The sequence below is a fragment of the Streptomyces sp. NBC_01334 genome (genome assembly GCF_035983595.1).
GTDB classification, from domain to species: Bacteria; Actinomycetota; Actinomycetes; order Streptomycetales; family Streptomycetaceae; genus Streptomyces; species Streptomyces coriariae.
The window spans coordinates 4,417,467-4,432,179 of record NZ_CP130718.1; the positions used below are offsets into that span (position 1 = coordinate 4,417,467).

Consider the following 14,713-nt stretch of genomic DNA (forward strand, 5'->3'; position numbering starts at 1 on the left):
GCCGGTCTGAACCCTGGGAGGGCGCACATGAACGGTCTCGACTGGGCCGTGCTCATCGGCTATTTCGGCGTGATGGTCGCGATCGGCGTCTGGTCGCACAAACGCGTCGACAACGTGAGCGACTTCTTCACCGCCGGCGGCAGGATGCCCTGGTGGCTGTCCGGCATCTCGCACCACATGTCGGGCTACAGCGCGGTGATGTTCACCGGGTACGCGGGCATCGCCTACACCTACGGCGTCACCTCCTTCGTCACCTGGTCCTTCCCCATCGCGCTCGGCATCGCCATCGGCTCGAAGCTGTTCGCGCCGCGCATCAACCGGCTGCGGTCGCGGCTCCACGTGGCTTCCCCGCTGGAGTATCTGAAGAACCGCTACGACCTCAAGACCCAGCAGGCGCTGGCCTGGTCGGGGATGCTGCTGAAGATCGTGGACGTCGGCGCGAAGTGGGCCGCCATCGCGACCCTGCTGTCCGTCTTCACCGGGATCTCCCTCAACCAGGGCATCCTCATCACCGGCGCGATCACCGCCGTCTACTGCACGATCGGCGGTCTGTGGGCGGACGCGCTGACCGAACTCGGCCAGTTCGTCATCCAGTTGCTGGCCGGCGTCGCGATGTTCGTCGCCGTCGTGCTGAAGCTGAACGACAAGGGCATCGGCTTCCTGGACGCCTGGGACCAGCCGGCGCTCCAGGGCCACGACAAGCCCCTGGTCGCCCAGTACGGCACGGTGTTCCTGCTCGCGTTCCTGTTCATCAAGCTCTTCGAGTACAACGGCGGCATGCTCAACCAGGCCCAGCGGTACATGGCCACGGCCACCCCGAAGGAGGCCGAGCGGTCGGCGCGGCTGTCGGCGGTGCTGTGGCTGGTCTGGCCGCTGGTGCTGTTCTTCCCGATGTGGATGTCGCCGCTGCTGGTGACGTCGAACAAGCCGGACGGCTCCGACTCCTACGCCCTGATGACCGAACAGCTGCTGCCGCACGGCCTGCTGGGGCTCGTCATCGTCGGCTTCTTCTCCCACACGATGGCCATGTGCTCGTCCGACGCCAACGCCATCGCCGCCGTCTTCACCCGGGACTGCGCGCCGGTGATCTGGGCCAGGGCGCGGGAGTGGAACCAGCGCTCGGGGCTGATCGCGGCCCGGGTGGCGACCGTCGTCTTCCTGGGGCTGTCCATGGCGGCCGCCACGCAGGTCAACTCCCCCGCCTTCAAGGACATCATCACGGTCGTCATCAAGTGGGTGGCCGGACTGATGGGCCCGATGGCGATCCCGATGATGCTGGGCCTGCTGCGCCCGTTCCGCCGCTCCGGCCCGACGGCCGCGCTGACCAGCTGGTCGATGGGTCTGCTGGCCTTCTGGCTGGTCAACTACCCGATCAACTGGAACGTCGACGGCGGAGTGCCGCTCCAGTACCAGGTGTCGATCCCGCTGGCCGTGTCGCTGGTCCTCTACATCCTGATCGGATTCATCAAGCCCGAGGACACCCCGGAACGCCTGGCGATCATCGAACAGATCAACACGGACGGGGACGGCAGCGCTTCGGCCGCCGCGCAGGTGCCGCGGCCCAAGGACGAGGTCCCCACGGCGGTGACGGACTAACTCCCCCTGGGGTACCGGGCCATCCAGCCCGGGGAAGCCCCGGCGGGACCGTGCAGGGCCGGCCCCTGGGTCATCTCCATGGCGAAGTCGTCGGCCAGTTCCAGGATCGTGGGACGGCCCTCCAGCTCGGCCAGCCAGGCCGGCGGGAGGGCCGTCTCGCCGTGCAGGGCGCCGAGCAGGCCGCCGGCGAGGGCGGCGGTCGGCCCCGAGGGAGCACCGTGGTTCACCGCGAGCCGCAGCCCGTGCCGTACGTCCTCCGCGACGAGCGCGCAGTAGACGGCACCGGACAGCACGGCCTCCGCGGTCCCCGCGCCCGCGAGCTCCTCCACCCTCGCCGGCCCCGGCAGCCCCTGCCGTACGGCGCCCAGCGCGTGCTGCAACGCCTCGGACACCGCCTCGTGCCCCGGCCGCGCGGTCAGCAGGGCGAGCGTCCGCTGCACCGCGCCGTCGAGACTCTCGCCGCAGGCCAGCGCGTGCACGGTGACGGCGTACGCGGCCGCCGCGAGGTACGCCGTGGGGTGGCCGTGGGTCTGGGCGGCGCACTCTACGGCGAGCTGCGCGACGAGTTGCGGCTCCCAGCCGACCAGCAGCCCGAAGGGCACCGACCGGGGAACCACCTCGGGCCCGGCCGCGCCGGGGCTCTTGGGCGAGTCCAGGGTGCCCATCACCTCGTCGCCGAGCCCGAGCAGCAGCGTCCGGGTCGGATCGCGCCGGGCGTACAGCCACTCCTCGCGGGCCAGCCAGCCGTCGTCCTTGCGGCGCAGGTCGGGCCCCCAGTCGCGCTGGGTGGCCGCCCATCTCAGATACGCCCGGTGCAGATCGGTCGGCGGATGCCAGGCGCCGGTGTCCCGCCGCACCTGGGCGCGGATCAGCCCGTCCACGGTGAACAGGGTCAGCTGGGTGAGATGGGTGACCGCGCCGCGCCGCCCGTGGGCGGGGGCCAGGTCCACGATGCCCTCGGGCCCGTGCTCCTGCCGGATCTCCTCGATCCCGAGCCCGTCGACGGGCGTCCCGAGGGCGTCCCCGACGGCCGCGCCCAGCAGCGTGCCACGCACCCGGCTGCGGAAGTCCTGCTGTTCGGCACGGCCCCAGACGGGCCCGGCAGTCGCACCCACCCAGTCCTCCCGCACCGTGCGTACATACGACGTCCGTCACTGTAATCGAACAGTGCTCCGTTCCGACCCCGTGCACGTGCTGTCCGGTGGAGGGGTGATGAAGACCTGGTGGGGTAAGGACACCGGCATGACCACCCCCACCACACGTATCCCACACGCGTCACGCGTGCTTCCGCTCACCGCCGCCCTCCTCACCGGGACGGTCGCGCTCTACATGCTTCTCGTCGCCTTCGGGAACATCACGGACTTCGGCACGAACCAGCAGTTCGTGCGGCATGTGCTGGCGATGGACACGACGTTCAAGGACGACGACGTGATGTGGCGGGCGGTGACGAGCAAGGGGCTCCAGGACGCCGCCTATGTCGCGATCATCGCGTGGGAGACCGTCGCGGGGGTGGTGCTGGCCGCCGGGACGTGGTTCTGGGCGCGGCGGAACGACATACGCGGTCGGTCGCTGTCCACGTACGGGCTGGTCATGGTGATGCTGCTGTTCGGCGCCGGGTTCATCGCGATCGGCGGGGAGTGGTTCTCGATGTGGCAGTCGGACACCTGGAACGGGCTGGACGCGGCGACCCGGGCCTTCCTGTTCGCCGGCGTCGTGCTGATCGTGAACCAGCTGCCGAGCGGACAGGCGCGGGACGACTCCCGGGCCTGACGCCCGGAGTTCCGGGACCCGGAGATAACGGGGCCCGGAGATAACGGGGCCCGGAGATACGGGGCCCGGAGATACGGGGCCCGGAGTTCCGGTACCTACTCGACGACCCTGACCTTCGTCCCCGTCTCGCCGAACGCCCACAGCGCCGTCCCGTCCGCCTTGGCCATCCGGATGCCGCCGGTCTGCGTGCCGGCGGCGGCCGGGGGCGGGGAGGAACCGTCGACGGCGTTGGAGAAGGCGATGTTGACGCCCGAGGTGGCGGAGAAGTAGACGATGTGCTCGATCGCCACGCCGTCGGAGCCCGTGGTGGCGTCCTTGCGGAGCGAGACCGTGAAGCTGCCGACGGCAGGGGCCACCGTGCCGGGCCAGACCGTGAAGGTGCGGCGGGCCGTTTCGTCCGCGTCGACCAGCCAGACCCGGTGCTGCCCCAGCGAGTAGACGATCCGCCGGCCGGTGCCCGAACCGGCCGGCACCTCGGCCGCCTTGGGGGTGGCAGACGGCTTCGGTGAGGCCGAGGGCTGCGCGCCCGCCGACGCGGAGGCGTTCGGACGGTTCGCCGCCGACGCCGTCGGGTGCGGGCCCTGTTCGGCCTGCGCCGTCAGGAAGACGACCGCGACGATCGCGCCGGTCGTCAGGCCGGTGACCCAAACCCAGGAGGGAAGCCGTCGGGCAGGCACGGGCACGCATCTCCTCAGCTACGGGACCCCTCCGGTCGGGGCCCGATCATCGTACTGCGAGGGGCCCGCTCCCCGGTCCCTGAGTGGCCCCTGAGTGGCCCCTGACTGGTCCCTGAGTGGCCCGTCAGTGCTCCCTGATGGTCCCCAGGCGCCTCCCCGAGCGGTCCCCCGGTGCTGTCCGAGTGTTCCCCTCAGTCCAGCACCGGCAGCAGTTCCGGCAGATGCCCGTCCGAGGCCGAAGCCGCCAGCTGCCGCTCCTGCGGCACCTCGCCGTACAGCGTCGTACGCGGCCTGGCCGGGCGGCCCGCCGCGTCCGCGACCGCGATCAGGTCCTTGACGGACTTGTAGGAGCCGTACGACGAGCCCGCCATCCGCGAGATCGTCTCCTCCATCAGCGTGCCGCCCAGGTCGTTCGCTCCCGAGCGGAGCATCTCCGCGGCCCCCTCCGAGCCCAGTTTCACCCAGCTGGTCTGGATGTTGGGGATGTGCGGGTGCAGGAGCAGCCGGGCCATCGCCGTCACCGCCCGGTTGTCCCGCATGGTCGGACCGGGGCGGGAGATGCCGGCCAGGTACACCGGCGCGTTCGTGTGGATGAACGGGAGGGTGACGAACTCCGTGAAGCCGCCGGTCCGCTGCTGGATCCCGGCCAGGGTCCGCAGATGGCCCAGCCAGTGCCGGGGCTGGTCGACGTGGCCGTACATCATCGTCGAGGACGACCGGATCCCGAGCTCGTGCGCCGTCGTGACGACCTCGATCCAGGTCGCGGCCGGCAGCTTGCCCTTGGTCAGCACCCAGCGGACCTCGTCGTCCAGGATCTCGGCCGCCGTGCCGGGGATGGAGTCGAGCCCGGCCTCCTTCGCCGCCGTCAGCCACTCGCGGATGGACAGGCCGGTGCGGGTCGCGCCGTTGACGACCTCCATCGGCGAGAAGGCGTGCACATGCATGCCGGGGACCCTCTCCTTCACCGCCTTCGCGATGTCGAAGTAGGCCGTGCCGGGCAGGTCCGGATGGATGCCGCCCTGCATGCAGACCTCCACCGCGCCCAGTTCCCAGGCCTGTTGGGCGCGGTCGGCGACCTGGTCGAGGGAGAGCGTGTACGCGTCGGCGTCGGTGCGGCGCTGCGCGAAGGCGCAGAAACGGCAGCCCGTGTAGCAGACGTTGGTGAAGTTGATGTTCCGCGTGACGATGTACGTGACGTCGTCGCCGACGGTCGAGCGGCGCACGTCGTCCGCGATGCGGGTCAGGGCGTCCAGGGCCGGGCCGTCCGCGTGGAGCAGGGCGAGGGCCTCGTCGTCGGTGAGCTTCGTCGGATCGTCGGCGGCCGTCGCGAGGGCCTGGCGTACGTCCGTGTCGATGCGCTCCGGCGCCATGCCGGGGGCGGCCGCCTCGCGCAGGGCGCCCCAGTCGCCGTACACCTCGTCGAAGTCGTCACGGCGGTCGGAGGTCCGGCCGTCGGTGTCGATGGTGCGGTGCAGGTCGGTACGGCCGGACGGCACGAACACCTCCTCCGGCTCCTGCCAGGGGCGGCCCTCGACGACGGCGTCCGACACGGCCAGTCCCGTCTCCGGGTCGGCCAGCGCGCGGACGTGCGGCAGCAGCCGCGGGTCGAGCCACGGTTCGCCGCGCCGGACGAACTCCGGGTAGACGCAGAGACGTTCCCGCAGGGCGAAGCCGGCCGCCGCCGACTTCTCGGCGAGCTCGTCGATCTGCGGCCAGGGGCGCTCGGGGTTGACGTGGTCGATGGTGAGCGGGGACACCCCGCCCCAGTCGTCGATCCCGGCCCCGATCAGCCGCTCGTACTCGCTGTCGACGAGGTTGGGCGGGGCCTGGAGGCAGGCGGCCGGGCCCATGATGTGACGGGCCACGGCCACGGTCGCGACCAGCTCGTCGAGTTCCGCGTCCGGCATGCCGCGCATCGCGGTGTCCGGCTTGGCGCGGAAGTTCTGGATGATCAGCTCCTGGATGCCGTGGTAGGCGCGGGAGATCTTGCGCAGCGCGAACAGCGACTCGGCGCGCTCCTCGTACGTCTCGCCGATCCCGATCAGGATCCCGGAGGTGAACGGGACGGAGGAGCGGCCGGCGTCCTCCAGGACGCGCAGCCGGACGGCGGGCTCCTTGTCCGGGGAGCCGTGGTGGGGGCCGCCTGGCTCGGACCACAGCCGGGTGGCGGTGGTCTCCAGCATCATGCCCATGCTGGGCGCGACGGGCTTCAGCCGCTGGAAGTCCGTCCAGCTCATCACCCCGGGGTTGAGGTGCGGCAGCAGTCCCGTCTCCTCGAGGATGCGGATGGAGATGGCGCGGACGTAGGCGATGGTGTCGTCGTAGCCGTGCGCGTCGAGCCACTCGCGCGCTTCCGGCCAGCGGTCCTCCGGCTTGTCGCCGAGGGTGATGAGGGCTTCCTTGCAGCCGAGGGCGGCACCGCGCCGGGCGATGTCGAGCACCTCGTCGGGCGACATGAACATCCCGTGTCCGGCCCGGCGCAGCTTGCCGGGGACGGTGACGAAGGTGCAGTAGTGGCACTTGTCACGGCAGAGCCGGGTGAGCGGGATGAAAACGCTCTTCGAGTACGTGATGACACCGGGCCGGCCGGCCGCCTCCAGGCCGGCGTCCCGCACCCGGGCGGCGGAGGCGGCGAGGTCCTCCAGCTGCCCGCCGCGCGCCTGGAGCAGCACGGCCGCCTCGCCGACGTCCAGGGCGACGCCGTCACGGGCCCGTTTGAGAGCGCGACGCATGGAGTTCTCGGTGGGGCCGGGGGTCGGGCCGGGGCCGGTTCCGGAGGTCGCGGAAGTCGTCATCCTTCGAGCATACGATCACGTTTTCCGAGCCTGGGGCGGGACCGGCGCCCGGGACGGAACCGGCAGCGGCACCGGGTCCCGGCCCGGACCCCGGTCCCGCGGACTCTGAGTACGCGTACCCATCCCCCGTACGCAGCCGTACCGATGCCCCGCGCACCCCGGCCGACCTACGGTCGCCACATGCCCGAGGAGATCACCGCCGCCCCCGCCACCACCCCCGTACCGGCGCCCGTACCCGCAGCCGCCGCGGCCGGACGCACCGCCGCGCAGGCCTTCGGCATCGGCTGCGCGGTGCTCGTCGCCGTGCCGCTGCTCCTCGTTCTCGCCTTCGTCGGCTGGATCGCCGTGGTGACGAAGGACGCGTCGGACTTCCCGCGCGTCACGCCCGAGGAGATGGTGGGCCGCGCCGTCGACCGCTCCCGGGAGGCGTACGACGTCCTCGGATTCACCCGTACCGTCAGGCCCGGTGTCGAGAAGATCGGGGTCTCCACCGAGAACACGGTCGGCTCGGACCACTGCTACCGGGGCGGTCTGACCGACGAGACCGTCGACGGCGCCTACAGCATCAGTCACAGCTGGGCGCTCGACCACGTCCCCGCCGAGCAGGCGGTCCCCGGTCTGCGCCGGCTGCGCGACCATCTCGAGGACACCGGCTGGGACATCACCTCCTACCGGGAGAACGTCTCCGGGGACTACTGGGCGCTGTACGCCTCGCGCGCGGACGGCGACGAGCGCATGTCCTTCCAGTGGTTCGCGGACCGCGACTACTTCGCCGGCGGCACCTCCACGCCCTGCGCCGTGGACCCCGGTTGGCAGCAGGGCGACGACGAGCCCGCCGGGGACCAGCTGTGGCCGCCCGACTTCGGGCCGTCGGCGAAGAAGAACGGGTCCTGAACGTACGGCGCGAACGGGGCCTAGAGGTACGGCGCGAACTCGTCCAGGGCGCGCAGCGCCTCCGCCTCCCCCACCGGCGGCAGCTGCACCACGACCTCCTCGATGCCCAGCTCGGCGTAGTACGCGAGCTTGCCGGGCGACGGGTGGACGGCGTACGGCACGACCTGGAGGGCGTCCGGCTCGCGGCCCGCGTCCGCCCACGCCGAGCGCAGCACGGGGAGCGCCTCGGAGAGGCCGCGGCCGCCGATCGGCAGCCAGCCGTCGGCGTACTCGCCGATGTGCGAGAACAGCTTCGGTCCCGCGGCACCGCCGACGAGGGTGCGGGGGCCGGTGACCGGCCCGCGCGGCTTCTGCACCGGCTTGGGGTACGCCGTGCTGGCGCGGACGCTGCCGTACTCGCCCTCGTACGCCGTCGGTTGCTCCGCCCACAGGGCCTGCATCAGCCGCATCCGGTCCCGGACCAGCTCACGGCGGGTGCGCCACTCGACGCCGTGGTCGGCGGCCTCCTCCACGTTCCAGCCGTAGCCGAGGCCGAGGGTGAGGCGGCCGCCCGACAGGTGGTCGACGGTGGCGATCTGCTTGGCGAGGTCGATCGGGTCGTGCTGGGCGACGAGCGTGATGCCGGTGCCGAGGCCCAGCGTCTCCGTCACCGCCGCCGCCTGACCGAGGGCGACGAAGGGGTCGAGGGTGCGGCCGTACTCGCGGGGCAGGTCGCCGCCGGCCGGGTAGGGGCTGGTGCGCTCGACGGGGATGTGCGTGTGCTCGGGCAGATAGAGCCCGGCGAAGCCGCGCTGCTCCAGCTCACGTGCGAGGCGGGTGGGGGTGATCGTCTCGTCGGTGAGGAAGATCGTGACGGCGATGCGCATGGGGGGCCTTTCGCTGCGTACGGCTCGGTCGACGGCGTCGTCGCGGGTGACGATCCCATCTCTACCTGCGGAACGATCCACTGTCCATACCGACTGGTCGGCATCACCCTCGGAGGCGCCGTCCCCTCGGTGTCCGCTGCCACGTGTCCGCTGCCGCGTCCTCCTGCCCGCCCTCGGCACACCGTCAGAACGCGCCCGGGGTGTCCAGCGGCCACCTGTCCGGCTCCGCGGGCGGGCTGTAGGTCATGGCCCGGTCGAGCCGCTCACGCTGCGCCGCGTCCAGGGCGGCCTCGGCCGGGTGCGGTGGGAGTGCTCGGCAGTACTCCGCGAACCGGTACCGGCGCTCCGGCCACCCGGTCATCACCACCACGTGCAGGACCAGCGCGAACACCCCCCACGTCAGCAGGCCCGCGATCACGCCGACCGCGATCTCGGCCGCGTTCGCGGCGAACCGACCGCTCGCGTACATCAGTTGGGCGGCGAGCCACCCCGCGAGCAGCGCGGCGGCCAGGATCGCGGCGATCTGGACGCGGTCCCCGTCCCGCTCGGCCCAACGCGGCCATCCGGAGTCCTCGGCCCGCAGGAAGGGGTCGCGCCGCCCGCGGTGCTCGTCGTCCGCATACAGCCAGTTCAGCGGCCACGGCCCGGCGTGCCCGCGCAGCGTGACCAGCACCGCGGCCGGGACCGGATGCTCCGGCGTCCGGGCGGTGTCGGCACCCTCGCCGGTGACCGACACCCGCCCGTCCTCCTCGATCCGGATCAGTCCGGCCAGCAGCAGTTCGGCGGCGGCGGCCCGGTCCGCGCCCTGCTCACCGCCGGCCGTGGCAGCCGCGTGGTACGGGTCGACGCGCGCCCCGTCCACCTGCGCGACGGCGGCCCGGTCGGCCCGGTCACGGAGCCACCACAACACGCCGAGCACGGCGTACACCCCGCCGAAGACCGCCAACACGGCCAGGAGCAGCTCCACTTGACTCACGGCAGGCTTCCTCTCGGACGAAGACACGGACGGAGGCGACGACAGGGACGTCGGCAGGAACGCACCGATCAGCTCACGTGCCGGGGATTCCCGTACGCCGAGGAATCCATGTACGGACCACGCCCGTTCGTGCGAACCCGTGACAACGCGACGGCATACTCGGCAGCGCCGTAACTGAGCTGCGAAGCCGTCGACTTGAGTCAGCTTCGGTGAAGAGGGGGATGCCGATGCGTACGAGCGGGAACGGGAGCGCCGGCAGGCAGGGTCGGGGCCGCACTGCCCTGCGATCCGCGACACTGCCGCTGGCCCTCGTCCTCACCACCGCCTGCCAGACGAACGCGGCCGACGGCCCGAGTCCCGCTGAAGCGAGCTTCACCGTCCGCTATGACCGGCCGACCGGCCCGGACGCGGACGACGCGGCGTTCGTCCGGGAACGGCGGCTGCCGGAGGAGGCCGTGCGGCACGTCACCGCTCTCGTGCGGCTGAACCCGCCGGTCGTGATGACCGTTCGGTCCTGCGACGGCGAAGGGCCCTCCTACAACCCCCAGACCCGTGAAGTGGAGATCTGCTACGACGAGATCTCCGAGACGCGGGGGCTCTATCAGGACGCCGGCCGGGGTCTCTCCGACGACGCCCTGTCCGCCGTCCTGCTGGAATCGTTGTTCCACGAGAGCGCACACGCCGTGATCGACGTCCTCGACCTCGCGGTGAGGGGCAAGGAGGAGGACTTCGCCGACCAGTTCGCCGCGCTCATGCTGCTCCGCCAGGGAGCGGAGGGAGAAGAGCGACTGCTCGACGTGGCCGAGACATGGCGGCTTTCCGCGATCACGTACGAGAACGAGGACGACGGTCAGGCGGACGAGCACTCCACGGACCACCGACGCGCCGTCGACCACCTCTGCTACCTCTACGGGGCCGCCCCGGCGAACCACGCAGACGTGATCGGCACGGACGCACTTCCCGCAGGCCGGGCGCGCGGCTGCGCAGGGGAGTGGAAGAGAGCGCAGGCCGCATGGATGAACGCCCTGGGACGACATGCCGAAGGCGACGACGCCTCCGCCGCCCGAGCCGCCGGCGGCCTTCACGAGTCCGGTGTTCCCGGGCGGGTGCAACGGCGGCCGATGAGGCTTGCGAAGGAACGGTCCGTGCCGGGATGAAACGATCGTGCCCATGACGTCTGCAACGCTCCCTCCCGCCGACACCCACGTCAGGCTTCTCGCCGGATATGCCGGCAACGGGCAGCCTGCCTACGAAGTGCTTCCCGCGCGCACGCTCGACGGGGGTCTCTTCGAGTTGGCCGGAAGCCCGGGGCTGGTCCTGGGATGCGCGGCCGGGGACGTGCTGCGGATATCGGACGACGGGGAGTTCGAGGTGACGCGACAGGGCCCATGGCTCTGCGTCCAGGCCGCCCCGGAGGCCGGAACCTTCTCACCGGAAGCCCTGACCGCACTGCACGAAGCCGTCGAAGGTCTGGGCGGGCTGGTCGAGTCCCCTGCCACCCTGCGCTTCGCCGTGATCACGATCGAGCGCGCCACGGATCCCGCCGCCCTCGAGCACGCGCTGGACGCCTGGGCCGACCGGACCGGGCAAGTGGCGTGGTGGTTCGGAAACGGCGAGGTCGCTCAGTAGCGGCCGAAGGGCGACTCGGTCCACCGCCCGTGGATCACGGACCCGCACCGCCTTCGCCGCCTGCTCGACGCGGTCAGCGCACGTCGACCCGGTAGGTGACCCGCTCCGGCTCGGTCGTCGGGGTCGGGGACGGGCCGGCGCCGCCGCCGCAGGCCGCGGTCTGCGCCGTGGGGAACGTGCAGTGCAGCAGCACGATCCGGGTGCTGCCCCTGCCGGTGGCCTCGAAGGTGAGGACGAGGGTGCCGCCGCCGCCGACCGACCTGCCGTCGTCGGCCGACTCGTAGGTGCGGTCGGCGGCGCGGACCACCGCCGCGTCCGGCTGCGGGGCGACCACGAACCAGTGCTCACGGGTGGACGCGTTCTCCGGGACGGAGAGCGTGAAGCGCTCGCCGACCTCGGCGGTGATGCTCGGGTCCTGCGTGGGGTGACTCGTGGGCTCGTCCGCGTCGGAGCCCGATGCGCAGCCCGCCACCAGCGTGACGGTGCACAGTGCCACCGCGACGGCCCCCGTGACCCTGCTCGACCAGGCCGCCATCGGCTCCCCCGTTTCGATCTTGGCCGCCGGGAGGGTAACACCCGCCCGGCGGACAAGTCCTAGCCGTCGACCTCGTACCGGCCGACCTCCAGGAAGTACCGCAGCTCCTCCGGCGTCCCGTCGATGACCTCCTCGGCGGCGGCGCGGAGGGCGGCGCTGATCTTCGGGTCGGCCAGGATGCGGGCCACGGCGACGCGGTCGTCCTCGGCCCGGGCCAGGCGGTAGCCGGTCTCCAGGAAAGCGCGCAGAGCCTCCGGGGTGCCGATGTCGAGGGCCTTGTTGGCCTCCCGGACGACCCCCTTGCCGGAGCTCTTGTCCGCCAGGATGCGCGCGATGGCGACGGCGTCGTCCTCGGCCCGGGCCAGGCGGTAGCCGGTCTCCAGGAAAGCGCGCAGAGCCTCCGGGGTGCCGGCGTCCAGGGCCTTGTTGGCCTCCCGGACGACCCCCTTGCCGGAGTTCTTGTCCGCCAGGATGCGCGCGATGGCGACGGCGTCGTCCTCGGCCTGGGCCAGGCGGTAGCCGGTCTTCAGGAAGGTGCGCATGTCCTCCACGGTGCCGTCGAGCACCTCACCGGCCTCCCGGAGGACCCTCGTGCCGCTGTCCTCGTCCGCCAGGATGCGCGCGATCGCGACGCGGAGGTCCTCCTCGGACATCTCGTCCACCGGCGTATCGGTCGTCACCACCGATGCCGCCGTGGTCGTCGCCGAGACCGTTGCCGCCGTCGTGCCGGTGGCGAACGCCGGGGTGGTGAGGAGGAGGGCCGGGGTCAGGGCGGTGGCCGTGACGAGCAGGGCGGCGCGGCGCCGTCTCAGCGATCTCATGGGCGTCATGGTGGGTTCCTCCGTGGTCTGGCGGTCGGTACGAAGATCCTCGCCGCTCCGCGCCATCGATGTCATTGCCGGATGTTGGCAGTCCTTGTCGGCTTTCGTTGCCGTACCCGCGCCCAAGTCGGCCGCTCGACGGGACGCACAACTCCCTTTGCGAGGACGGTGGTTACGTCGGAGGTAATCGCTCCGGGCCGTCGCCGCCGGTGATGATGGGGCCTCGTCGCGTCAGCGGGACGCGGCTTCCGCATCGGAAGGATCCACCGTGTCCTCAGCCACGCCCACGACTCCCCGCGCCGTGGTGCGGGAACTGCTCCGCCGGATCGGCGAAGGGGACCCCGAGCGCATCGCGGAACTGTACGCCGAACCGAGCGACTGGAAGCTGGACTGGCCGGAGGACGAGCACGGTCGTGCGCGGAGCGCCACCCCGTGGATCCGCCACCGGGTCACCCGTACCGACGCCGCCGCGCACTACCGCGAGCTCGCCGAGCACCACGTGCCCGGGCAGGCGGCCACCGTGATCGAACGCGTCCTCGTCGACGGTGACGACGCGGTCGTGCTCGGCGAGATCCGCCGTACCGCCCGCTCCACCGGGCGGGCCTATCGCGCCCGGTTCGCGCTGCACCTCACGATCGAGGACGGCCAGGTCACCAGGCACCACGTGTACGAGGACAGCCTCGCCGTCGCCCGCGCCTTCGGTACGGAGGGGACGGGTGAGAAGGGCGAGGAGAGCGGGAAGAGCGAGAAGGGTGAGACGGCTTAGACGATCGCCGTCTCCTCCTCCGCCAGGTCCGCGACCACGGCCGCGTGGTCCGAGGGCCAGACTCCGTCCACGGGACCGTGGCCCGCGCGGCGGACGTGCCGGACGTGGCCCTCGCCGATCGGGCCGGGCGGGCCCACATGGATGTAGTCGATGCGGACGGCGGGTTCCAGCACGCGGGCCGCGTAGGGGTTCTCGGGGGTCCAGGTGGCGGCGGGGGCGGTCGGGTCGGCGTAGTCCCAGGCGTCGTGGAGAACCTGTCCGGGGACGGCCGACGCGGTCCTCGTGCCGCCGAAGAGGCGCACCTCGTCGGAGTCCGGCCAGGCGTTGAAGTCACCGGTGACGACGGGCGGGAAGGGCGTGCCGCCGCGGTGCCTGGCGACGAGCTCCGCGAGGGCGGTGACCTGGGCGAGGCGCACCGCCGAGGCGTGGCCGGCCGAGGTGAGGTGGGTGGTGAAGAAGGGGATGTCGAAGGAGGGGGCGGCCACGCGCGCGTAGAGGGCGGCGCGGCCGTCGGCCAGGTCGGCGGGCGCGGGCAGCACCAGCGTCTCCCGTTCCACCACCGGCCAGCGGCTCAGCACCGCGTTGCCTATGTCGACCGAACCGGCGTCGGGGTCCGTGATCCGCTTCCGCCAGCGTTCGGGGGCCGGTGACGGGGCCCAGGTGCAGTGCAGACCGAGTTCGTCGGCCAGCCACTCTGCGAGGTTCTCGGCACCGGCCGCCCACACCTCCTGGAGGCCGACCACGTCGGGCTCCAGCTCGCGCAGAACGGCCAGGATGGCCTTCTGGCGTTCCCGCCAGGGGCCGAACCGCCACCACAGGTTCCAGGTCACCACGCGCATGTGCAGCCACCCGCTCTCGTCGCGCCGACGGCGTCGGGGACCATTGAAGCAACAAACCTGTGCGTGAAGGAGTCCCACGGATCATGACCCGTTCCAGCGACCTCCGTTTCCGCGCGACCACCGCCCTCCAGCGGTACGTCGCCAACCCCCTCATGCGCCGCCTGCCGTTCCACACGCTCCTGGAGACCACGGGCCGTGTCTCCGGTCTGCCCCGGCGCACCCCGCTGGGCGGCCGCCGGGTCGGTGACGTCTTCTGGCTGGTCTCGGAGTTCGGCGAGCGGTCGCAGTACGTCCGCAACATCAAGGCCGATCCGCGGGTGCGGGTGCGGCTGGGGGGACGGTGGCACTCGGGCACGGCCCGGCTGCTCCCCGACGACGACCCGGTGGCCCGGCTGCGCACCCTGCCCCGGGGCAACAGCACGGCCGTCCGGGCCCTGGGGACGGGTCTGCTCACCATCCGGGTGGATCTGGCCGACTGACGGACCCGCGGGCCCCGGCGAGACGGGACGGGACGAGCAGACGAGGCAAGCAGACGAGACGGGCGCGCGG

At 72.0% G+C, this 14,713-nt stretch carries 15 protein-coding genes; 7 read left to right on the forward strand and 8 right to left on the reverse strand.

Annotated features, from left to right (window positions below):
- The first annotated feature begins 27 nt into the window (after window positions 1-27).
- A complete protein-coding gene (locus OG736_RS19690; protein WP_327183613.1) occupies window positions 28-1,596 on the forward strand; it encodes a sodium:solute symporter family protein in 1,569 nt (522 codons plus the stop codon).
- Here OG736_RS19690 and OG736_RS19695 read toward each other — a convergent pair.
- On the reverse strand, window positions 1,593-2,711 hold the full coding sequence (locus tag OG736_RS19695) for an ADP-ribosylglycohydrolase family protein (protein WP_327183614.1): 1,119 nt from the start codon (window positions 2,709-2,711) through the stop codon (window positions 1,593-1,595). The two genes, OG736_RS19690 and OG736_RS19695, sit on opposite strands and share 4 nt — an antisense overlap.
- A 127-nt stretch (window positions 2,712-2,838) precedes the next feature.
- Here OG736_RS19695 and OG736_RS19700 point away from each other — a divergent pair, with 127 nt between their 5' ends.
- Window positions 2,839-3,366: a DUF2165 domain-containing protein gene (locus OG736_RS19700; protein ID WP_327183615.1), complete on the forward strand. Its 528-nt coding sequence runs from the start codon at window positions 2,839-2,841 to the stop codon at window positions 3,364-3,366.
- 95 nt (window positions 3,367-3,461) lie between these two features.
- On the opposite strand, the gene OG736_RS19705 is transcribed toward OG736_RS19700, so the two are convergent.
- Both OG736_RS19705 and OG736_RS19710 read right to left on the reverse strand, forming a co-directional pair.
- Window positions 3,462-4,049 (reverse strand): hypothetical protein, encoded by a 588-nt coding sequence (locus OG736_RS19705; protein WP_327183616.1) that lies wholly within the window; start codon window positions 4,047-4,049, stop codon window positions 3,462-3,464.
- A gap of 185 nt (window positions 4,050-4,234) precedes the next feature.
- Window positions 4,235-6,838 carry a bifunctional FO biosynthesis protein CofGH gene (locus tag OG736_RS19710; RefSeq protein ID WP_327183617.1) on the reverse strand — a complete coding sequence of 868 codons (2,604 nt, stop codon included), beginning with the start codon at window positions 6,836-6,838 and terminating at the stop codon, window positions 4,235-4,237.
- Window positions 6,839-7,018: 180 nt separating this feature from the next.
- Between OG736_RS19710 and OG736_RS19715 the strand changes: the two genes are divergently transcribed.
- Window positions 7,019-7,732 carry a hypothetical protein gene (locus tag OG736_RS19715; protein WP_327183618.1) on the forward strand — a complete coding sequence of 238 codons (714 nt, stop codon included), beginning with the start codon at window positions 7,019-7,021 and terminating at the stop codon, window positions 7,730-7,732.
- A 20-nt stretch (window positions 7,733-7,752) separates the two neighbouring features.
- Here OG736_RS19715 and OG736_RS19720 read toward each other — a convergent pair whose 3' ends face one another.
- Together OG736_RS19720 and OG736_RS19725 are read right to left on the reverse strand one after the other, a co-directional pair.
- Window positions 7,753-8,598 carry an LLM class F420-dependent oxidoreductase gene (locus OG736_RS19720; protein WP_327183619.1) on the reverse strand — a complete coding sequence of 282 codons (846 nt, stop codon included), beginning with the start codon at window positions 8,596-8,598 and terminating at the stop codon, window positions 7,753-7,755.
- Window positions 8,599-8,782: 184 nt separating this feature from the next.
- Window positions 8,783-9,574, reverse strand: coding sequence for a hypothetical protein (locus OG736_RS19725; RefSeq protein ID WP_327183620.1), 792 nt, complete (start codon window positions 9,572-9,574; stop codon window positions 8,783-8,785).
- A 227-nt stretch (window positions 9,575-9,801) separates the two neighbouring features.
- Between OG736_RS19725 and OG736_RS19730 the strand changes: the two genes are divergently transcribed.
- Both OG736_RS19730 and OG736_RS19735 read left to right on the forward strand, forming a co-directional pair.
- Complete coding sequence (locus OG736_RS19730) at window positions 9,802-10,731, forward strand: DUF4344 domain-containing metallopeptidase (protein ID WP_327183621.1); 930 nt, start codon at window positions 9,802-9,804, stop codon at window positions 10,729-10,731.
- 13 nt (window positions 10,732-10,744) lie between these two features.
- Window positions 10,745-11,203 (forward strand): DUF4265 domain-containing protein, encoded by a 459-nt coding sequence (locus OG736_RS19735; RefSeq protein ID WP_327183622.1) that lies wholly within the window; start codon window positions 10,745-10,747, stop codon window positions 11,201-11,203.
- 73 nt (window positions 11,204-11,276) lie between these two features.
- Here OG736_RS19735 and OG736_RS19740 read toward each other — a convergent pair whose 3' ends face one another.
- Both OG736_RS19740 and OG736_RS19745 read right to left on the reverse strand, forming a co-directional pair.
- Window positions 11,277-11,738: a protease inhibitor I42 family protein gene (locus OG736_RS19740; RefSeq protein WP_327183623.1), complete on the reverse strand. Its 462-nt coding sequence runs from the start codon at window positions 11,736-11,738 to the stop codon at window positions 11,277-11,279.
- 59 nt (window positions 11,739-11,797) lie between these two features.
- Window positions 11,798-12,550: an ALF repeat-containing protein gene (locus OG736_RS19745; RefSeq protein ID WP_442817182.1), complete on the reverse strand. Its 753-nt coding sequence runs from the start codon at window positions 12,548-12,550 to the stop codon at window positions 11,798-11,800.
- A 277-nt stretch (window positions 12,551-12,827) separates the two neighbouring features.
- Between OG736_RS19745 and OG736_RS19750 the strand changes: the two genes are divergently transcribed.
- Window positions 12,828-13,325, forward strand: a complete 498-nt coding sequence (locus tag OG736_RS19750; protein ID WP_327183625.1) for a nuclear transport factor 2 family protein — start codon at window positions 12,828-12,830, stop codon at window positions 13,323-13,325.
- Here OG736_RS19750 and OG736_RS19755 read toward each other — a convergent pair.
- Complete coding sequence (locus tag OG736_RS19755) at window positions 13,322-14,164, reverse strand: endonuclease/exonuclease/phosphatase family protein (RefSeq protein WP_327183626.1); 843 nt, start codon at window positions 14,162-14,164, stop codon at window positions 13,322-13,324. The two genes, OG736_RS19750 and OG736_RS19755, sit on opposite strands and share 4 nt — an antisense overlap.
- Window positions 14,165-14,247: 83 nt before the next feature.
- Here OG736_RS19755 and OG736_RS19760 point away from each other — a divergent pair, with 83 nt between their 5' ends.
- Complete coding sequence (locus OG736_RS19760) at window positions 14,248-14,643, forward strand: nitroreductase/quinone reductase family protein (protein WP_327183627.1); 396 nt, start codon at window positions 14,248-14,250, stop codon at window positions 14,641-14,643.
- The last annotated feature ends 70 nt before the right edge of the window (window positions 14,644-14,713 follow it).

Coding starts and splice junctions, on each gene's coding strand:
- OG736_RS19730 (WP_327183621.1), top strand. CDS start 9,802: ATGCGTACGAGCGGGAACGGGAGCGCCGGCAGGCAGGGTCGGGGCCGC.
- OG736_RS19720 (WP_327183619.1), bottom strand. CDS start 8,598: ATGCGCATCGCCGTCACGATCTTCCTCACCGACGAGACGATCACCCCC.
- OG736_RS19710 (WP_327183617.1), bottom strand. CDS start 6,838: ATGACGACTTCCGCGACCTCCGGAACCGGCCCCGGCCCGACCCCCGGC.
- OG736_RS19690 (WP_327183613.1), top strand. CDS start 28: ATGAACGGTCTCGACTGGGCCGTGCTCATCGGCTATTTCGGCGTGATG.
- OG736_RS19700 (WP_327183615.1), top strand. CDS start 2,839: ATGACCACCCCCACCACACGTATCCCACACGCGTCACGCGTGCTTCCG.
- OG736_RS19735 (WP_327183622.1), top strand. CDS start 10,745: ATGACGTCTGCAACGCTCCCTCCCGCCGACACCCACGTCAGGCTTCTC.
- OG736_RS19715 (WP_327183618.1), top strand. CDS start 7,019: ATGCCCGAGGAGATCACCGCCGCCCCCGCCACCACCCCCGTACCGGCG.
- OG736_RS19740 (WP_327183623.1), bottom strand. CDS start 11,738: ATGGCGGCCTGGTCGAGCAGGGTCACGGGGGCCGTCGCGGTGGCACTG.
- OG736_RS19755 (WP_327183626.1), bottom strand. CDS start 14,164: ATGCGCGTGGTGACCTGGAACCTGTGGTGGCGGTTCGGCCCCTGGCGG.
- OG736_RS19760 (WP_327183627.1), top strand. CDS start 14,248: ATGACCCGTTCCAGCGACCTCCGTTTCCGCGCGACCACCGCCCTCCAG.